The organism is Streptomyces sp. NPDC005811 (assembly GCF_040630405.1).
GTDB lineage: Bacteria > Actinomycetota > Actinomycetes > Streptomycetales > Streptomycetaceae > Streptomyces.
In genome coordinates, this window is the sequence record NZ_JBEXXK010000024.1 from 49,155 (window position 1) to 65,865 (window position 16,711).

The 16,711-nt window shown below is 74.1% G+C and carries 13 protein-coding genes; all 13 read left to right on the plus strand.

The genetic code is table 11. The annotated features are described in order from the left end of the window. The first annotated feature begins 90 nt into the window (after nt 1–90). The 13 genes from ABZ490_RS25375 to ABZ490_RS25435 all read left to right on the plus strand — a co-directional run bounded on the left by ABZ490_RS25375 (nt 91) and on the right by ABZ490_RS25435 (nt 16,692). A complete protein-coding gene (locus tag ABZ490_RS25375) occupies nt 91–423 on the plus strand; it encodes a LysM domain-containing protein (protein ID WP_358994053.1) in 333 nt (110 codons plus the stop codon). A gap of 41 nt (nt 424–464) precedes the next feature. After that, a complete protein-coding gene (locus ABZ490_RS25380) occupies nt 465–1,592 on the plus strand; it encodes a hypothetical protein (RefSeq protein WP_358994056.1) in 1,128 nt (375 codons plus the stop codon). A gap of 9 nt (nt 1,593–1,601) precedes the next feature. Further along, on the plus strand, nt 1,602–2,117 hold the full coding sequence (locus ABZ490_RS25385) for a phage baseplate assembly protein V (protein ID WP_358994059.1): 516 nt from the start codon (nt 1,602–1,604) through the stop codon (nt 2,115–2,117). Nucleotides 2,118–2,119: 2 nt separating this feature from the next. Further along, a complete protein-coding gene (locus ABZ490_RS25390; protein ID WP_358994062.1) occupies nt 2,120–2,449 on the plus strand; it encodes a hypothetical protein in 330 nt (109 codons plus the stop codon). Nucleotides 2,450–2,453: 4 nt separating this feature from the next. Then, nucleotides 2,454–2,825, plus strand: coding sequence for a GPW/gp25 family protein (locus ABZ490_RS25395; RefSeq protein ID WP_358994064.1), 372 nt, complete (start codon nt 2,454–2,456; stop codon nt 2,823–2,825). Further along, nucleotides 2,822–5,866, plus strand: a complete 3,045-nt coding sequence (locus tag ABZ490_RS25400) for a putative baseplate assembly protein (RefSeq protein WP_358994067.1) — start codon at nt 2,822–2,824, stop codon at nt 5,864–5,866. The genes ABZ490_RS25395 and ABZ490_RS25400 overlap by 4 nt, the downstream gene beginning before the upstream one ends. A 74-nt stretch (nt 5,867–5,940) precedes the next feature. After that, nucleotides 5,941–9,708: a putative baseplate assembly protein gene (locus ABZ490_RS25405; protein ID WP_358994070.1), complete on the plus strand. Its 3,768-nt coding sequence runs from the start codon at nt 5,941–5,943 to the stop codon at nt 9,706–9,708. Further along, a complete protein-coding gene (locus ABZ490_RS25410; RefSeq protein WP_358994073.1) occupies nt 9,705–11,909 on the plus strand; it encodes a hypothetical protein in 2,205 nt (734 codons plus the stop codon). Before ABZ490_RS25405 ends, ABZ490_RS25410 begins: the two co-directional genes overlap by 4 nt. 38 nt (nt 11,910–11,947) lie before the next feature. Further along, on the plus strand, nt 11,948–13,408 hold the full coding sequence (locus ABZ490_RS25415; protein ID WP_358994075.1) for a DUF6519 domain-containing protein: 1,461 nt from the start codon (nt 11,948–11,950) through the stop codon (nt 13,406–13,408). Nucleotides 13,409–13,572: 164 nt separating this feature from the next. Next, nucleotides 13,573–15,180, plus strand: coding sequence for an MFS transporter (locus tag ABZ490_RS25420; RefSeq protein WP_358994078.1), 1,608 nt, complete (start codon nt 13,573–13,575; stop codon nt 15,178–15,180). Nucleotides 15,181–15,199: 19 nt separating this feature from the next. After that, entirely contained in the window at nt 15,200–15,718 is a 519-nt protein-coding gene (locus ABZ490_RS25425) for a hypothetical protein (RefSeq protein ID WP_358994081.1), read from the plus strand. Nucleotides 15,719–15,844: 126 nt separating this feature from the next. After that, the gene (locus ABZ490_RS25430; RefSeq protein ID WP_067256180.1) at nt 15,845–16,042 is read left to right on the plus strand and encodes a hypothetical protein; all 198 of its coding nucleotides are present in this window, start codon (nt 15,845–15,847) and stop codon (nt 16,040–16,042) included. Between the two features lie 56 nt (nt 16,043–16,098). Beyond that, on the plus strand, nt 16,099–16,692 hold the full coding sequence (locus ABZ490_RS25435; RefSeq protein ID WP_358994084.1) for a DUF308 domain-containing protein: 594 nt from the start codon (nt 16,099–16,101) through the stop codon (nt 16,690–16,692). The last annotated feature ends 19 nt before the right edge of the window (nt 16,693–16,711 follow it).

The window sequence follows — 16,711 nt, forward strand, 5'->3', positions numbered from 1 at the left end:
TCGTACGACCGACGACCGACGACCGACGACCGACGACCGACGACCGACCGACGACTAGACGACCAATGACCAACGACCAGGGGGAAGTGCATGGCAGGCGTGCTCGACGACATTCCCGCGCCGGACCCGTATCCGCGGACCAGCAGGTACCACGGCCTCGGGCAGTCGGTGCACACGACCGCGGACGGGCGCGAGATCCCGTACACACCACGGCGGATCCTGCCGCCGCCGGAGCGGCTGGTGCAGATCGACGAGCACGTGGTGGCCGAGGGGGACCGCGCCGACAACCTGGCGAACCGGTACCTGGGCGACGCCGAGCAGTGGTGGCGGATCGCGGACGCGAACCCCGTCATGGACCCGGCCGACCTGACCCGGACCCCGGGCCGGGTCCTGCGGATCACGCTGCCGGACCGGACCGGCTGACGGGACGACGGCGGTGCACGGAGAGGGAGGGGGAGCGAGCGATGGCTGAGGCGCCCGTCCGGTTGTTGCTGATGATGGGGCGGCAGATCGCGGTGCCGGCGCCCGAGGCGGTGACCGAGGCGCTGCTGTCGGCGCAGATCACGGTCAGCGCGGGGCAGCGCAGCGGGTTCCAGCTCGCGTTCGACCTGTCGAAGAGCGGGCTCATCGGGCGGACCCTGCTGCCGTCCGGCTTCTTCGACCCCCCGACCCGGGTGGTGCTGACGGCGATCGTGCGGGGGACGCCGACGGTGCTGATGGACGGGGTCGTCCTGCGGCACGAGGTCGGTGTGAGCGGGGTGCCGGGGCAGTCGACGCTGACGCTGACCGGCGAGGACCTGACGGTGTTGATGGACCTCGAACCTCGCCAGGGTCTGACGTATCCGGCGATGGGTCCGGCGATCCGGGTGGCGACGATCATCGCGCGGTACGCGCAGTACGGGATCGTGCCGCTGATCGTCCCCGAGCTGCTGCCGCAGACACCACTGCCGACGCAGCGGGTGGACGTCCAGACGGGCACCGATCTCGAATACCTCAACGAGCTGGCCAAGGCGAACGCGTACGTCTTCTACCTCGATCCCGGGCCGGTGCCGGGGATCAGCAAGGGCTACTGGGGACCCGAGGTGCGGCTCGGCGTCCCGCAGCACGCGCTGACCGTGAACTCCGACCATCTCTCCAACGTGGACCAGATGACCTTCGGCTTCGACGGCTCGGCCCGGGAGCAGCCGGTCGCCCGCATCCAGATCCCCGCCACCAAGGTGGCCCTGCTGCTGCCGGTGCCCGAGGTGAGCGTGCTGCGGCCGCCGCTCGCGGCCCGGCCGGCGCCGGCCCTGAAGAAGAAGGTGATCGCGGACACCGCCAAGAAGGAGCCGGCGCAGGCGGTCGCCGAGGCGCTCGCCAAGGCGGTCGAGTCGTCCGACGCGGTGAGCGGCTCCGGCCAGCTGGACGTCACCCGGTACGGGCACGTGCTGCGGCCGCGCGAGCTGGTCGGGGTGCGCGGGGCGGGGCTGACGTACGACGGCCTCTACTACGTGAAGTCCGTGACGCACAACCTTCAGCGCGGCTCGTACACCCAGAACTTCACCCTGGCCCGCGAGGGCCTGGTGTCCCTGACCCCGGCCGTGCTCCCGTGAGGACGACAGATGCCAGAAGCGACGACGAAGTACCTCGGCAAGTACCGCGGCACCGTGGTGAACAACGTCGACCCGTTGCAGCAGGGCCGGATCCAGGCCACGGTGCCGGACGTGCTCGGCGACACCCCGTGCACCTTCGCGATGCCGTGCTTCCCGGTGGCCGGTCCGCAGACCGGGATGTACGCCGTCCCGGTGGTCGGGACCGGGGTGTGGATCGAGTTCGAGCAGGGCGACCCCGGCTTTCCGATCTGGACGGGCTGCTGGTACGGCTCGGTGGCCGAGGTGCCGCCGGCCGCGCTGGCCGGCCCGCCGGGGCAGCCGAACATCCTTCTGCAGACCCGCGGCCAGTACAGCGTCCTCATGTCCGACCTGCCCGGCGGCCCCGGCATCACCCTGCGCTCGCCGGGCGGGGCGATCATCACGGTCAACGACACCGGGATCCTGATCAGCAACGGCAAGGGCGCGACGATCTCGCTGGTCGGCACTGTGGTGGACGTCAACACCGGTGGGCTCACGGTGACTTGACCATGACGAACATCCTGCACGTCAACGCGACCGTGAACTGCCCGCACGGCGGGCGGGCGTCGTACCTGCCCGCCGCCCCACGGGTGAACCTGTCCGGCCAGCCCGCCGCCACCGTGGCCGGCACCTGGCTGATCGCGGGCTGCCCGTTCACCGTCGGGCCCAAGCCCCAGCCCTGCGTGACGATCCGCTGGGTGACACCGGCCGCGCGGGTCACGGTGGCCGGGGCACCAGTGGTGACACAGGCGTCGACCGGGCTGTGCCTGAGCGCCGAGCAGGTCCCGCAGGGGCCGCCGCTCGTGACGGTCGTACAGCAACGAACCAAGGGGGTCTGAGCAAGTGACCGAGCGGATCGACATCGACTTCCCGTTCCGGGTGGACAGACGGGGGCGGACGGCCGACGTCGGCTACGACGGCCACATCGCGGACCTGATCGAGCTGGTGCTGTTCACCAGCCCGGGCGAACGCGTGATGCGGCCGGACTTCGGCTGCGGCCTGCTGGACCTGGTCTTCGAACCGAACAGCCCGGAGCTGGCGGCCACCCTCCAACTGGCCGTCCACGCACAGCTGGAGCGCTGGCTGGGGGACGCGATCCAGATCGACGCGGTGGTGGTCGAGAGCGACGACAACGTCCTGCGGGTCCGGGTGGCGTACGTCGTCAGGGCGACCGGCGACCGCCGTACCGAGACCTTCGAGGGGAGGGCGCCATGAACACCGGGGCGACGGCGGCGTGCGGGACCGGGCACCGGCGCCGGGACGTCAGGGCCGCGCGGCTCAACGGCGTCGATGCCGTGGAGGCCCACGACGACGGGCTGACCCTGGTGGTGACCTTCCTCGGCAAGGCGCCGAGGCGGCTCACCCCGGGCAACATCCGGATCGACGGCGGCCGCCGGATCACCGGAGTGCACGTCACCGAGGTGACCATCGAGCGCGCCGACGACGCGGACCTCGACGACCGGGCCGTCGTCGTGGTCGACCGCACCGGTGACACCTCGCCGTACACGCTGTCCGTGGTGGAGCCGGACGCCCACGGGCGGCCGGGGACCGAGCCGCGGGCCGGGTTCGACCCGCGCTACTCCCGCGCCGAGTTCGTGTTCCACCCGCAGTGCCCGGCCCGGTCCGACTGCGTGTGCGGCTGCGACGGCGCGCACGACGCCCGGCCGGCACCGGTGATCGACTACGCGGCGCGGGACTACGCGACGCTGCGCCGCCAGCTGCTGGACCGTATGACGCTGGTCGCGCCCTCCTGGGTGGAGCGCCATGTGCCGGACCTCGGGACGACCGTGGTCGAGCTGCTCGCGTACGTCGGTGACCAGCTGGAGTACCAGCTGGACGCGGTGGCGACCGAGGCGTACCTGCACACCGCGCGGCGGCGGACCTCGGTGCGCCGGCACGTCCGGCTGATCGACTACCCGATGCACGACGGGTGCAACGCGCGCGCCGCGGTGACGCTGAGCGTGGACGACGAGGTGACGCTGCGGCCGGGCACGTTCCGGTTCGCGGCGATCGACGTCAGCCAGGTGGACCCGGTGGAGCGGCCGGAGGTGGGGCCGGTCCTGACCGAGGCGGCGCTGGCCGCGCTGCCGCCGGCCGTGCGCACCGATGTCTTCGAGCCCCTCGCGGCCGGGGAGACCGAGCTGCGGCCCACGCACAACCGGATCCGGTTCCACACCTGGGGCGACGAGGAGTGCTGTCTGCCGCAGGGCGCGACCTCGGCGACGCTCGTCGACGAGGGGCTGTACCTCGTGCCCGGTGACCTGCTGGTGATCGAGGAGGTGCTCGGCCCGCGCACCGGCGCGGCGGCCGACGCCGACCCGACGCACCGGCAGGTGGTGCGGCTCACGTCGGTGACACCGGCGTGCGACGCGCTCTACGACCGGGCGGTCCTGGAGGTCACCTGGGCGGACGAGGACGCGCTGGCCTTCGGGGCCTGTCTGACCACGACGGGCGGCCCCGCGTGCGAGCGCCTCGTCGACGTGACCGTCGCGCGGGGCAACGTCGTCCTGGTCGACCACGGGCGCGACCTCACGTTCTGCGGGGGCCCGCCGGAGGAGTACGACGTCCCCTCCGCGCCCGTGCCCCCGCTGGTGTGCGCGCCCGGCTGCTGCCCGGACCGTCCCGAGCAGGGGCCCGCCGGAGAGGCCGTCGTGGGGCTGATGACCGTGGCGCGGCGCGGGGAGCAGCTCACCGAGGAGCAGATCGCGACGCTGCGCGCCCTGGTCGGGCAGGCCGCGCTGGACCGGGCCGGGCTGGACGCCGCGGCGCCCGCGGCCGACCAGGCGGCGAGCCTGGACACGCTGCTGGCACAGCTCACCTACCCGGGCACGGGGGAGCCGTTCCGCCCGGAGCCGGCCGACGGGCCGGTCACGCAGCGCACGGTGTACCCGGACCCGGCGCTGGTGTCCTCCGGGCAGGCGGACCTGCTCGACGGCATCGCGGCGCGGGCCAGGGCACGCGTCACCGCGCTGTGGCGGGCGGCCCGGCCGCTGACCGAGGAGGAGCTCGCCGAGCTGCGGCTCCTGTTCGGGCAGGCCGTGCTGGACCGGCTCGGCCTCCCCCACGACGCGGCACGGGCGCTGCGCGACCTGCTGCTGCGGTACGACGCACTGCTCGGGGCGAAGACCGGGCGGCTGGCGCGGCTGTCCCGCCGGGCCCGCGACGGCGAGGTGCTGGGCGACTGGCTGGTGGAGGAGCTCGCGCAGACCTGGGGACCGTCGTACGCCGACGGCCTGCGGGCCGACGACCCGAGGCTGGCCGGACCCGCCTCGGCCGCGCTCGCCCAGGACCCCCGCGCCGCACTGCCCGCGGTCACCGTCACGACCCGCACCCCGGCCGGCACCCCGGCGGGGGAGTGGACACCGCGCCGCGACCTGCTGACCGCGACCCCGGACACGAAGGCGTTCGTCGGCGAGGCCGAGCAGGACGGCCGGCTCACCCTGCGGTTCGGCGACGGCGTGCACGGCGAGCCGCCACCGGCGGGCGGGCGGATCGCGGTCCGCCACCGGGTGGGCAACGGCACCGCGGGCAACGTGGGCGCCGAGGCGATCGGGCACCTGGTGCTCTGCGACGGCCACGACGACGCCGTCACACTGGTGCGCAACCCGCTGCCCGCGCGCGGCGGGACCGAGCCGGAGGCCCTCGACGAGGTACGGCGGCTGGCACCGCTCCAGCCGCACCGGGTCAAGCTCCGGGCGGTGACCGCCGACGACTACGCCGAGCTGGCCTCGGCGGTGCCGGGGGTCCAGCGGGCGGCGGCCGACCTGCGCTGGACCGGCACCGGCCAGGAGGTGCACGTCGCGGTCGACGCCCTCGGCACCGGGGCGCCGGGCGCCAAGCTGCTGGCCCGGGTCGCCCACACGCTGGACGGCGTACGGCGCATCGGGCACGACGTGGTCGTGCAGCCCGCGACGGCGGTGCCCGTGGACCTGGAGCTACGGGTCTGTGCCGCCGCCGGCCACCAGCGCGGCCATGTGCGCGACGCGGTGCGGCGGACGGTGCTGGCGCTGTTCGCGCCGGACGCGGTGACGTTCGGCGATCCCGTGCGGATCAGCCGGGTGGTCGCCGCGGCGGCCGCCGTACCGGGCGTGACGAGCGTGCTGGTGACCCGGTTGCGGAGGCTGTTCGCGCCGGACGCCGGCGAACTGGACGACGGGCTGCTGCGGATCGGGCCGCTGGAGGTCGCCCAGCTCGACGACGACCGCGACCGGCCGGAGCACGGCCGGCTGCACATCGAGATCGGGGGAGGCCGATGACCGCGGACTGCCGGTGCGGTGCGGGCGGCGGGGGCTGCTGCACCGGAACCGAACGGGAGACTCCGTTCCGCCGCGTGAACCCGCCGGGGCTGCCGCAGATCGCGTACCGGACCGGTGACCACCACGCGTTCTGGTCGTCGATGCTGGCGCGGCTGTCCGGCCCGGCCCACCCGGAGCTGCGCGACCTGCTGGTGCGCACCCCGGACGACCCGGCGCTGTCATGGCTGGACGCGTGGGCCGTACTGGGCGATCTGCTCGGGTTCCACACCGAGCGGGTGGCGAACGAGGGGTACCTGCGCACCGCGACCCGGGCGGACTCGCTGCTGCTCTTCGGCCGGCTGCTGGGGCACACACCGCGGCCGGGCGTCGGCGCGGGTGTGTATCTCGCCTACCAGGTGGACCGGGACCGGGCGGTCACGATCCCGGCCGGATCGCGGGCGCAGAGCGTGCCGGGCACGGGCCAGGAACCGCAGTCGTTCGAGACCGTCGAGGACCTCGAGGCACGGGCGGCGTGGAACGACCTGAAGGTGCGGCAGCGGCGGCCCTACCCGGTGCGACTCCGGGCGGACCGTACGATCGACCGGCGCGAGGTGCACCTGGCCGGCGCGGGGGCGCGGCTGCAGACCGGTGACCGGCTGCTGTTCGTGTTCGGCACCGAACCGGGGCGCCAGGCGCTCGACGTGGTGCAGACGAGCAGCGTCGACGAGGCCGAGGGGATCACCTCGGTGCTGATGCCGGGCGCGCGACCGCCGACGCTCGCCGCGCTGGAGGACGGGTTCCGGGACAAGGTCGCCGCGCTGCTGGGGAGTGCCCGGTACCGCGACAGCAGGATCGTCAGACGCTATGTCGACACCGTGCTCGTGCCGCTGCGCGACCGGCTGCCGTCGGAGCCCGTCGTCATCGGAGCCGTCCCGGACGGCACGCCGGGCCGCGACGGGGACGGCGGGGACGGCGGGGACGGCGGGGACCCGGACGCGATCACGACCCCGACCGCGTTCGCACGGGCCCTCGACACCGCGCTCCAGCTGCTGGAGGAGTCGCTGGCGGCGGCGACCCCCTACCCGGGGGTGCACGCTTTCCTCGACACGCTGAGCAAGGACCTGACCGGGATCCGCGCCCAGGCCGGCCGGCTGGAACCCGAGCAGGACCGGCCCCCGGCGGACGACGGGAACCTGTTCGACGCGCTCGCCCTCGCCCGCTTCGTCGGCCCCGGCGACGGGCCGGACGGTGCGCCGCCGGCCGAGGACCCGGCCCTGCTCGGACTGGCCGCGCTGCTCGGCTCGCTGCGCAAGCCGCCGACCCCGCAGCCGTCGTCCGCCCGCGCGCTGCGGCTGGACCCGGCGAGCGTGTTCGGCTCCGGCTCCGACGCCGGTGTCCGGCTGCTGACCGCGCTCGACCCGCGGCTCGCCTCTCTGTACGAGGCCTGGCGCCATGTCAACCTCACCAGGCCGCTGCCGCTCGCCGGGCTCCAGGCGATGCGCACGGTGGCGACCCCGTTCGGCGCGACCGCGCCGCAGCAGCCGCAGTACGACAGGAACGGGCGGATCGTCGGGTACCTCGAGTGGCCGCTGACCGGGTCGAAGTCGCTGACCTTCACCGTCGAGTACGAGGACGGCAGGCCGAAGACGCTCATTTCACGGTGGATCGAGTCCGGCAGCCCGGTCGGCGACTCACAGTCGCTGCCGTTCGGCGGTCTCCTCCAGGTGGGGCCGCTGGGCGTCTGGGTCACCACCACGACCCCGGCCGGCGCACCGGCCACCGTGACCCTGCAGTGCTGGGGCAACGAGGTCGCACGCACGGTCACGTTCACCGGACCGAAGCCGGACAGCGGCACACCCCACGGCAAGATCACCGTCGAGGTCGCCCCGCCGTTCGGGACCGACCCGGAACCCGTCGCCAAGGACCTCGAACCCGGCGACGAGGAGACCACCACCCACGGCGGCGTCAACGTCGTACTCGGCCGGGCCGAGCGGACCGACGACCCGGACCGGGCCACGGTCGCGCTGACCACCACCAGCACGGTGTCCACGAAGGTGCTCGTGCTGGACGCCGTGTACCCGGGCATCGGACCGGAGAGCTGGGTCGTGATCGAGCGGCCCGGCGCCGTACCGTCGCTGCAGAAGCTGATCACCCGGGTCGAGACCGCCCGGGTCATCTCCCAGGCCGACTTCGGCATCACCGGCAAGGTCACCGAGCTGACCCTGGCGGACGCGTGGCTCGGCCCCGAGGACACCCAGCTGTCCCAGATCCGCAGGACCACGGTGTACGCGGGCGGCGAGCCGCTCACCGTCGCCACCGAGCCGATCCCGGAGGACGTGGCCGGCCCGACCGTCGAGCTGGCCGAGCTGTACGACGAACTGGAGCCGGGCCGCTGGGTGATCGTGTCCGGCGAGCGCACCGACATCCCGGGCACCCCCGGCGTGCGGGCCGCCGAGCTCGCGATGGTCGCCGGTGTCTCGCACGCGGTCGACCCGGCCAAGCCGGGGGAGCCGGTGCACACCACGATCACCCTCGCCGGGCCGCTGGCGTACACCTACCGCCGTACGACGGTGACGATCCACGGCAACGTCGTACGGGCCGACGCCGGCGCCACCCGGGACGAGCCGATCGGCAGCGGCGACGCGGGCCGGGCGGGGCAGACGTTCACCTTGTTCGCCTCGCCGCTGAGCTGGCTGCCGGCCGACACCCCGCGCGGCGCCCGCAGCACGCTCCAGGTGCGGGTCGACGGGGTGCTGTGGCAGGAGGTGGACAGCCTCGCCGGGCAGCCGCCCACCGCGAAGGTCTACGTCACCGCCACCGGCGAGGACGGCCGTACCACCGTAGGCTTCGGCGACGGCGTGCACGGCGCCCGGCTCTCCACCGGCCACGAGAACGTGCGGGCCCGTTACCGGGTCGGGATCGGTGCCGCGGGCAATGTCGCCGCCGACACCGTGACCACGCCGCTGACCCGCCCGCTCGGCGTCACCGCGGTCACCAACCCGCTGCCGGCCGGCGGCGGGGCCGACCCCGACGGGCTGCGGCAGACCCGACGGCAGATCCCGCTCGCCGTGGCCGCGCTGGACCGGCTGGTCGGGATCACCGACTACGAGGACTTCACCAGGTCGCGGGCCGGGATCGGCCGGGCCGCGGCACGGCGGATCCTCGCCGGCCGCGAGCTGATGCACGTCACCATCGCGGGCGCCGGTGACATCACCCTCGACGAGGACGGCGAGATCGTCCGGTCGCTGCGCTCCGGCCTCGCGCTGTACGGCGACCCCCAGCTGCCGGTCCGCGTGGACGTCCGCGAGCTGGTGCTGCTGGTGATGTCGGCCGGGCTGAAGATCGCGCCGGACCACTCCTACGACCTGGTGGAGCCGAAGGTACGGCGCGCGCTGCTGGAACGGCTCGGCTTCGACAACCGCGAGCTGGGCCAGCCGGCCCATCTGTCCGAGGCGATCGCCGCCGCGCAGACGGTGCCGGGCGTCGAGTACGTAGACGTGGACGTGTTCGCCGGTGTCCCCGGCAGCCTGACGCCGGCCGGGCTCCAGAGACTGGCGTCCACGCTGACCACGCCGCACCCGACGGTGCCCGCCCGGCCGGCGGCCTACGCCGTCGAGTACCACGACGTGCGGCCGCCCGACGGCGGCGACCCCGCGTCGTACCGCGAGTCGCTGACCTCGGTCGCCGCGCAGGGCGGCATCACGGTCGCCGAGCTGCTGCGGCTGAACCCCGGGCTGCCCCCGGCCGAGCCGCTGCCGGCAGGCACCCGTGTGGTGGTGTTCGCCGGCGTCAGGCCCGCCCAGCTGGTGCTGCTGTCCCCCGCCGTCCCGACCACGCTGATCCTGAAGGAGGTACGCGGATGAGCCGCAGGCCGGACCGACTGAGCGAGCTGATCGCGCTGCACGTCCGCACGGCCGACGCCGGGAACGGGTCCGCGCTGCGGGCGCTGCTCGCGGTGATCGGCGAGCAGGTCGACCTGGTGCAGAGCGACCTGGAGCGGCTGTACGACAACTGGTTCGTGGAGACCGCCGAGACCTGGGCGGTCCCCTATCTGGGCGACCTCGTGGGCTACCGGCTGCTGCCCGGGCACGAGGAGGCGCTCGCGACGGCGGCCACCGACCGGCTGGTGGCCCGGCTGGCGCCGCGCCGGGACGTCGCCGCGACGGTGGGGTCGAGGCGGCGCAAGGGCACGCTGCCCCTGCTGGAGGAACTGGCGTCGTCGGTGGCGGACTGGCCGTCGCGGGCGGTCGAGTTCCACCGGCTGCTGCTGCGCGACCAGCCGATCCGGCTGTACCCGTCCTCGGACGAGGACGCGGTGCGGCGGGCGCGGGCGGCGCCGGGGCTGGTCGACGTGCGCGACGACGCGGCGCTGGTGGGGATCGGCGGGCCGTTCGAGACCCAGGGCCGTGTCGCCGAGGCCGCGCGCATCGGCTCGGCGCGGCGGCGGGGCCGCTACGGGCCGGCGAACGTCGGGGCGTACGTGTGGCGGCTGAAGCCGCAGCCGCTGACCCACGCGCCGGCGTACTGCATCGACCGGGCGCGCAACCAGTTCACGTTCTCGATCCTCGGCAACGACGTGCCGCTGGCGACCAGGCCGGTGCCCGAGCCCTCCCCGGAGCACCTCGCGGGACGGGAGCACGTGCCGGCGCCGATCACCCGGCGCGAACTGGCCGACCGGCTGCCGGACTTCTACGGCCGCGACAAGAGCTTCGCGATCTGGCGGGACGGGCACCGCGACCCGGTGCCGGTGAACGACATCGTGGTGGCCGACCTGTCCGGCTGGTTCTACCGGGCGCGGCGCGGCCAGGTGGTGGTCGACCCGGAGCTCGGGCGGATCGTGTTCGGCGCGCGGTCGGCGCCGCGCCGCGGTGTGTGGGTGAGCTACCACCACCTCCAGCCGTCCGAGCTCGGTGGCGGGGAGTACCCGCGGGACGTGACGACGCCGGGCTCGGCCACGGTGTACCGGGTGGGGCCGGACGAGGAGTTCGAGCGGATCCAGCAGGCCTACACGGCCTGGCAGCGCGACAACCGCGACGGCGGCCGGCCGGAGGCGGTGATCGAGATCGCGGACTCCGGGGCGTACCAGGAGCAGCTGGAGTTCGTGCTGGCGCCGGGCGACCGCCTGGAGGTGCGCGGCGCGGAGCGCAGGCGGCCGGTGCTGCGGCTGCTGGACTGGTACAGCAACCGGCCCGACTCGCTGCAGATCCGGGCGCTCCGCGCGGAGGAGGGCGACGACCGGCCGCCGCCTCGGTTCGTGCTCGACGGGCTGCTGGTCACCGGCCGCGGGGTCAGCGTGACCGGGCCGATGGGCGCGGTCGTCGTACGGCACTCGACGCTGGTGCCCGGCTGGTCGCTGGAGCCGCACTGCCGGCCCACCCACCCGGAGGAGCCCAGCCTGGTGCTGGAGAACACCACGGCGTGCGTGGAGATCGCGCACAGCGTCCTCGGATCGATCCTGGTGGTCAACGACGAGGTCCGCACCGATCCCGTCACGGTGTGCCTCACCGACTCGGTGCTGGACGCGACCGCCGCGGACCGCGAGGCGGTGTCGGCGCCGGACTGCCGGCACGCGCACGCGGAGCTGACGGTACGGCGGTCGACGGTGATCGGCGAGGTGCACGCGCACGCGGTCCGGCTGGGCGAGAACGCGCTCTTCGACGGTCTGATGCACGTGGCGCGGCGGGGGATCGGGTGCCTGCGGTTCTGTTCCGTACCGCCGGGCTCACGGACGCCGCCCCGCTACCACTGCCAGCCGGACCTGGTCGCGGAGGACCTGCGGCGGCTCGCCGAGTCCGGCGACGTGGACGCGGCGGACCTGCCGCGGTTGCGTGCGCTGGAGGCGGCGCGGGTGCGGCCCCGGTTCACCGACCGACGGTACGGGGCACCGGCCTATCTCCAGCTCGCGCCGTCGTGCGCGGTGGAGATCGCCCGGGGCGCGGACGACGGCTCCGAGCTCGGGGTCCTGCACGACCTGTTCCAGCCGCAGCGGGAGGACAACCTGCGGGCGCGGCTCGCGGAGTTCTCACCGGCCGGTCTGGACGCCGGGATCGTCCCGGTCAACTGACACGGCGTCGATCGACGATTCGGGAGGGAAGGGAAAGGATGCACGGCGATTTCTCGCGGCGGACACACCGGCCGGAGGAGCACTATGCCGCGGTGGTCGGCCAGCAGGGCAGGGTGCTGCTCGACGCCGAGGCCAACGAACAGGCCGAGCTGGGTCTGGCGGCCGACCGGGCCCTGGCCGCCGACCTGATCGGCCGGCACGGCGGGCCCGGTGACGGCTTCAGGATCGAGTACGGCGCGCAGTCCGAGGGCGAGAAGGCCTCGCTCACGATCGCGCCCGGCCGGTACTACGTGGACGGCATCGCGGTCGACGCCACCCGTCCCGAGCCGCTGCCCGCGGTGGACGAGTGCGGCGGCCGTCCGACGGACACCGGGCACACCCACCCGGACACGGCGGCGCAGAGGACGGCGCCCGCGAAAGCCACAGCGCAGACGGGAGCGAAGGCCGGGGCGAGGACTGGAGACAGCACGGACAGCGGCCGGGCCTGGACCTACTGGGACCAGCCCTACGCCTACCGCGATGTCGAGCGGGACGAGGACGAGCTGCCCTCCGGCCCGTTCCTGGCCTACCTGCGGGTGCACGACCGGCTCGTGACCGCCGTACAGGACCCCCTGCTGCGGGAGACCGCGCTCGGCGCCGCGCTGCCCGACACCACGGCACGGGTACGGGTCGACTGGGAGGTGCTGCCCCTGGAACTGGGGGAGGACCGGAGTGATCCCGCGGGGGCGTTCGACGCGTGGGTCGCCGAGCAGCAGGACCGCACCTGCCGGCTCGCCGCGCGCGCCGAGCGGCCGGCGCGGACCGAGAACGACCCCTGCCTGGTCGCGCCGGACGCGCGCTACAGGGGACCGGAGAACCAGCTCTACCGGGTGGAGATCCACCGCGGCGGCGAGGCCGGCGAGGCGACGTACAAGTGGTCGCGCGAGAACGGGTCGGTGGTGCTGCCGCTGACCGGGGTCGACGAGTGGGTCACCCTGGAGGCGCTGGGCCGCGACGACAAACTCGACCTGGACGTCGGCGACTTCGTCGAGGTCGGCGACGACGCCTCCGTGGGGCGCGGGGAGATCCACGACCTGCTCCAGGTGGTCGAGATCGACCTGCCCGGGCGGCGGGTGCGCCTGTCCGACGAGCCGGACCCGACGGTCGGGCGGCAGCCGGGGCGCCATCCGTATCTGCGGCGCTGGGACCAGCTGGAGAGCCGCCGCCGCGGCGCGCCCAGGCTGGAGGGCGGCGCGGTGAAGCTGGTCGAGGGCGAGTGGACCGACCTGGAGGACGGGGTGCAGATCTACTTCGCGCCCTGCGGACGGTATGTCTCCGGCGACTACTGGACCTTCGCCGCCCGCACCGTCACCGGCGCCGTCGAATGGCCCACGGACCCCGTGGGGCGGCCCCTGCTGGCGCGTCCGGCAGGCATCGCCTACCACTACGCGCCGCTGGCGTGGATCGACGACGGCCAGGCCCAGGACCTGAGGAAGGTCTTCAGGCCGCTCACGGCATGACCCGCCGGAGCGGCCCGCCCGGGAAGGGCCCGCGCAGACTCGCCCGTCACGGGTGAGGCACCGCACGCGCCCCTGAGCTGCGATGGAAGGGCGGCCGGTCGGTCGCGGTCGCCACCCGGCCGACGCCCGTCGGCGTCCCGGGCCGACTCGGCGAGGTGGACACCGTGGCACACTGGCGGGCTCTGATCGTCCTCGGTACGGCCCAGTTCCTGATGGTGCTGGACACGTCCGTCATGAACGTCTCCATCAGCCAGCTGGTCGAGGACTTCGACACCGAGGTGACCGCCATCCAGGCCGTCATCACGCTGTACGCCCTGGTCATGGCGGCCTTCATGATCGTGGGCGGCAGGCTCGGGGACATCCTCGGACGGCGCCGGATGTTCCTGCTCGGCCTCGTCGTCTACGCGGCCGGCTCGGCCCTGACCGCCGCCGCCCCCACCGTCTGGGTCCTCGCCCTGGGCTGGTCGGTCATCGAGGGGCTGGGCGCCGCGATGGTGCTGCCCGCCATGGCCGCCCTGGTCGCCGCCTCCTACCGGGGGCGGGACCGGGCCGTCGCGTACGGCGTCGTCGGCGGGCTGGCCGGCGCGGGCATCGCGGTCGGACCGCTGCTCGGCGGCTGGGTGACGACGTACCTCACCTGGCGGCTGGTCTTCGCCGGTGAGGTCGTGGTCGTCCTCGCGATCCTCGCCTTCCGCCGTGTGATCGCCGACATCCCGCAGACCGGGCCCCGGCCGCGGCTGGACGGGATCGGCGCCGCGCTCTCGGCGGTGGGCCTGGCGCTCGGCGTGCTCGGGGTGCTCCAGAGCGGCACCTGGGGCTGGGTGCAGCCGCGCAACCCGCCCTTCACCGTCCTGGGGTTCGCGCCGACCCTCTTCGTGATCGGCCTCGGAGCCGCCGTCCTGGCCGCCTTCGTCCGCTGGGAACGGCACCGGGAGCGGCGCCACACCGACCCCCTGGTCCATCTCGACCTGCTGCACAACCCCGCCCTGCGCTCCGGCCTGCTCTGTCTGCTCAGCCAGAACCTCATCCTGCTCGGGCTGTTCTTCGCCATCCCGCTCTATCTCCAGGTCGTCCAGGGCTTCGACGCCTTCGAGACCGGACTGCGCCTGCTGCCCGTGTCCGTCACCATGCTGGCGGCGTCCACGCTCGCCGCACGGCTCGGCCGGAAGGCGGGCGCGCGCATGGTCGTACGGCTCGCCCTGCTGACCCTGCTCGCCGCCATCGTGTGGCTGCTGGCCACCATCGACCCGGACATCGACGACGTGCAGTTCGGCTGTGCGATGGGGCTCCTGGGCATCGGGATGGGCCTGCTCGCCTCGCAGCTCGGCAACGTCGTCCAGTCCAGCGTGGGCGAGGAGGAGCGCAGCGAGGCCGGCGGCCTGCAGTTCACCGCCCAGAACCTGGGGTCCGCGCTGGGCACCGCGCTCATCGGGTCCCTGCTCGTCGGCGCCCTCGCCCAGGCCTTCACCACCCAGGTGGAGAACGACCCCCGGCTGTCCGAGGAGGCCGTGCAGCGCACGAGCGTCGCCCTGGAGGCCGGGATCTCCTTCGTGCCGACCGACCAGGTGCGCTCGGCGGCCGAGCAGGCGGGGCTGCCGCCCGCCGAGGTCGACGCGCTCACCGAGTCCTACGCCTCGGCCCAGCTCGACGGTCTGAAGGCGGGGATCCTCGCCGCCGGAGGCATCACCCTGGCCAGTTTCCTCGTCACCTCGCATCTGCCGAGCCGGCCGTCCACCCGTCGTCCGCAGCCGTCGCGCGCCGGCGCGGCCTGACCCGCGAAGGAGCCGGACCATGTCCGACACCGAGCACCTCAGGGCCAGGGAGCCCACCGTCGGACGGCGGTCCCGAGCCGACTACACGGGGGGCGTCTACGGCTCGATGCTCGCCGCGTCCGTCGTGGTCGGCGCCGGAGCGCTGGGCGACTTCCCGCGCCTGGAGCTGGTGGGGCTGCTGTTGCTGACGGGCGTGGCGTTCTGGCTGGCCCATGTGCACGCCCAGATGTTCGGGGAGCGGCTGGTCCGGCGGCGGCCGGGCCGCGCGGTCCTGCTGCACGTGTGCCGGGAGGAGTGGCCGATCGTCGAGGCCGCCGTCCCGCCCGCGGTCGCCGTGGCCGTCAGCCCCCTCCTCGGCCTCGAACTCACGGGCACGCTGTGGCTCGCGCTGTCGGTCGCCGTGGCGGGCCAGGTCGGCTGGTCGGTGGCGGCGGCACGACGGGCCGGGGCCGGCTGGCCGCTGGTGGCCGTCACGGCCGCGGTGAACCTGGTGCTGGGTCTGGCGATCATCGCGTTCAAGTTGCTCATCACCCATTGACCGGGAGGTGCTCGGGAGGCATCGCCGCAGATCAGCCGAGTGGCCCGGGTGGCGTCTCACCTCTGGTGGGTGAGGCTCCGCGGCCCGCCGCGACGGACCATCGCAGGGAGACCACTAGGAAGGCTCATGCGCTACGAGATCCGTGTCGACGGACAGATGTCGGAGACGTTGATCAAGGTGTTTCCCGAGCTGGACCACGTCGTGATGTCCGGCCAGACGGTCCTGTTCGGGCACGTCGTCGACGAGGCGCATCTGTACGGCCTGCTGGCCCGCTGCCAGTCCCTGGGACTGCGTGTCCTGGAAATGCGCCAGATGCCGGACTGACCTGCCGGACCGACCTGCCGGACCGACCTGCCGGACCGACCCCGTTTGGAGAAGCCATGACCGTGCCGTCGTCGCCCGGCGGGGACCCCGCCGCCGTACTCTCCGCCCTCGGCCGCTCCTGGACCTGGCTGCTCGGGTCGGCCGTCGCCACGCTCGTGCCGGGCATCCTGGTGCTGGTCTGGCCCGACGAGACCCTGCACGTCCTCGCGGTGCTGATCGGGCTGTATCTGCTGGTGACCGGGCTGTTCCGGTTCGTCGCCCTCTTCGCCCGGGAGGACCACGGCGAACGGCTGCCCGGACTGCTGCTGTCGGTGCTGTACGTCCTGGCCGGTGTGCTGTGTCTGCGCAACCCGCTGCAGACCATCGCCGCGCTCTCCCTGATCGTCGGGGTCGTCTGGCTGGTGTCGGGCGTCCTCACCCTCTACACGGCCCTGGCGGCCCGGGACCTGCCGCACCGGGGCTTCGTCCTGGCCGCGGCCCTGCTCGCCGTCGTCGCGGGCATCGTCGTGCTGGCCCTGCCCACCGAGTCGGCCCGGGCGCTGACCCGGCTGCTCGGGCTGTGGCTGGTGCTGCTGGGCCTCGCGGAGGTCGCGCTGGCCCTCTCCTGGCGGGCGGCTCTCCGCCGCGCAGGTCTCACCCGCTCGGGGTGAGGCGCCCGGCGCTTGCCGT

What these genes read in the sequence shown, in the direction of transcription:
- ABZ490_RS25410 (WP_358994073.1), top strand. Translation starts at nt 9,705, where the DNA reads ATGAGCCGCAGGCCGGACCGACTGAGCGAGCTGATCGCGCTGCACGTC.
- ABZ490_RS25400 (WP_358994067.1), top strand. Translation starts at nt 2,822, where the DNA reads ATGAACACCGGGGCGACGGCGGCGTGCGGGACCGGGCACCGGCGCCGG.
- ABZ490_RS25385 (WP_358994059.1), top strand. Translation starts at nt 1,602, where the DNA reads ATGCCAGAAGCGACGACGAAGTACCTCGGCAAGTACCGCGGCACCGTG.
- ABZ490_RS25380 (WP_358994056.1), top strand. Translation starts at nt 465, where the DNA reads ATGGCTGAGGCGCCCGTCCGGTTGTTGCTGATGATGGGGCGGCAGATC.
- ABZ490_RS25375 (WP_358994053.1), top strand. Translation starts at nt 91, where the DNA reads ATGGCAGGCGTGCTCGACGACATTCCCGCGCCGGACCCGTATCCGCGG.
- ABZ490_RS25415 (WP_358994075.1), top strand. Translation starts at nt 11,948, where the DNA reads ATGCACGGCGATTTCTCGCGGCGGACACACCGGCCGGAGGAGCACTAT.
- ABZ490_RS25430 (WP_067256180.1), top strand. Translation starts at nt 15,845, where the DNA reads ATGCGCTACGAGATCCGTGTCGACGGACAGATGTCGGAGACGTTGATC.
- ABZ490_RS25435 (WP_358994084.1), top strand. Translation starts at nt 16,099, where the DNA reads ATGACCGTGCCGTCGTCGCCCGGCGGGGACCCCGCCGCCGTACTCTCC.
- ABZ490_RS25390 (WP_358994062.1), top strand. Translation starts at nt 2,120, where the DNA reads ATGACGAACATCCTGCACGTCAACGCGACCGTGAACTGCCCGCACGGC.
- ABZ490_RS25425 (WP_358994081.1), top strand. Translation starts at nt 15,200, where the DNA reads ATGTCCGACACCGAGCACCTCAGGGCCAGGGAGCCCACCGTCGGACGG.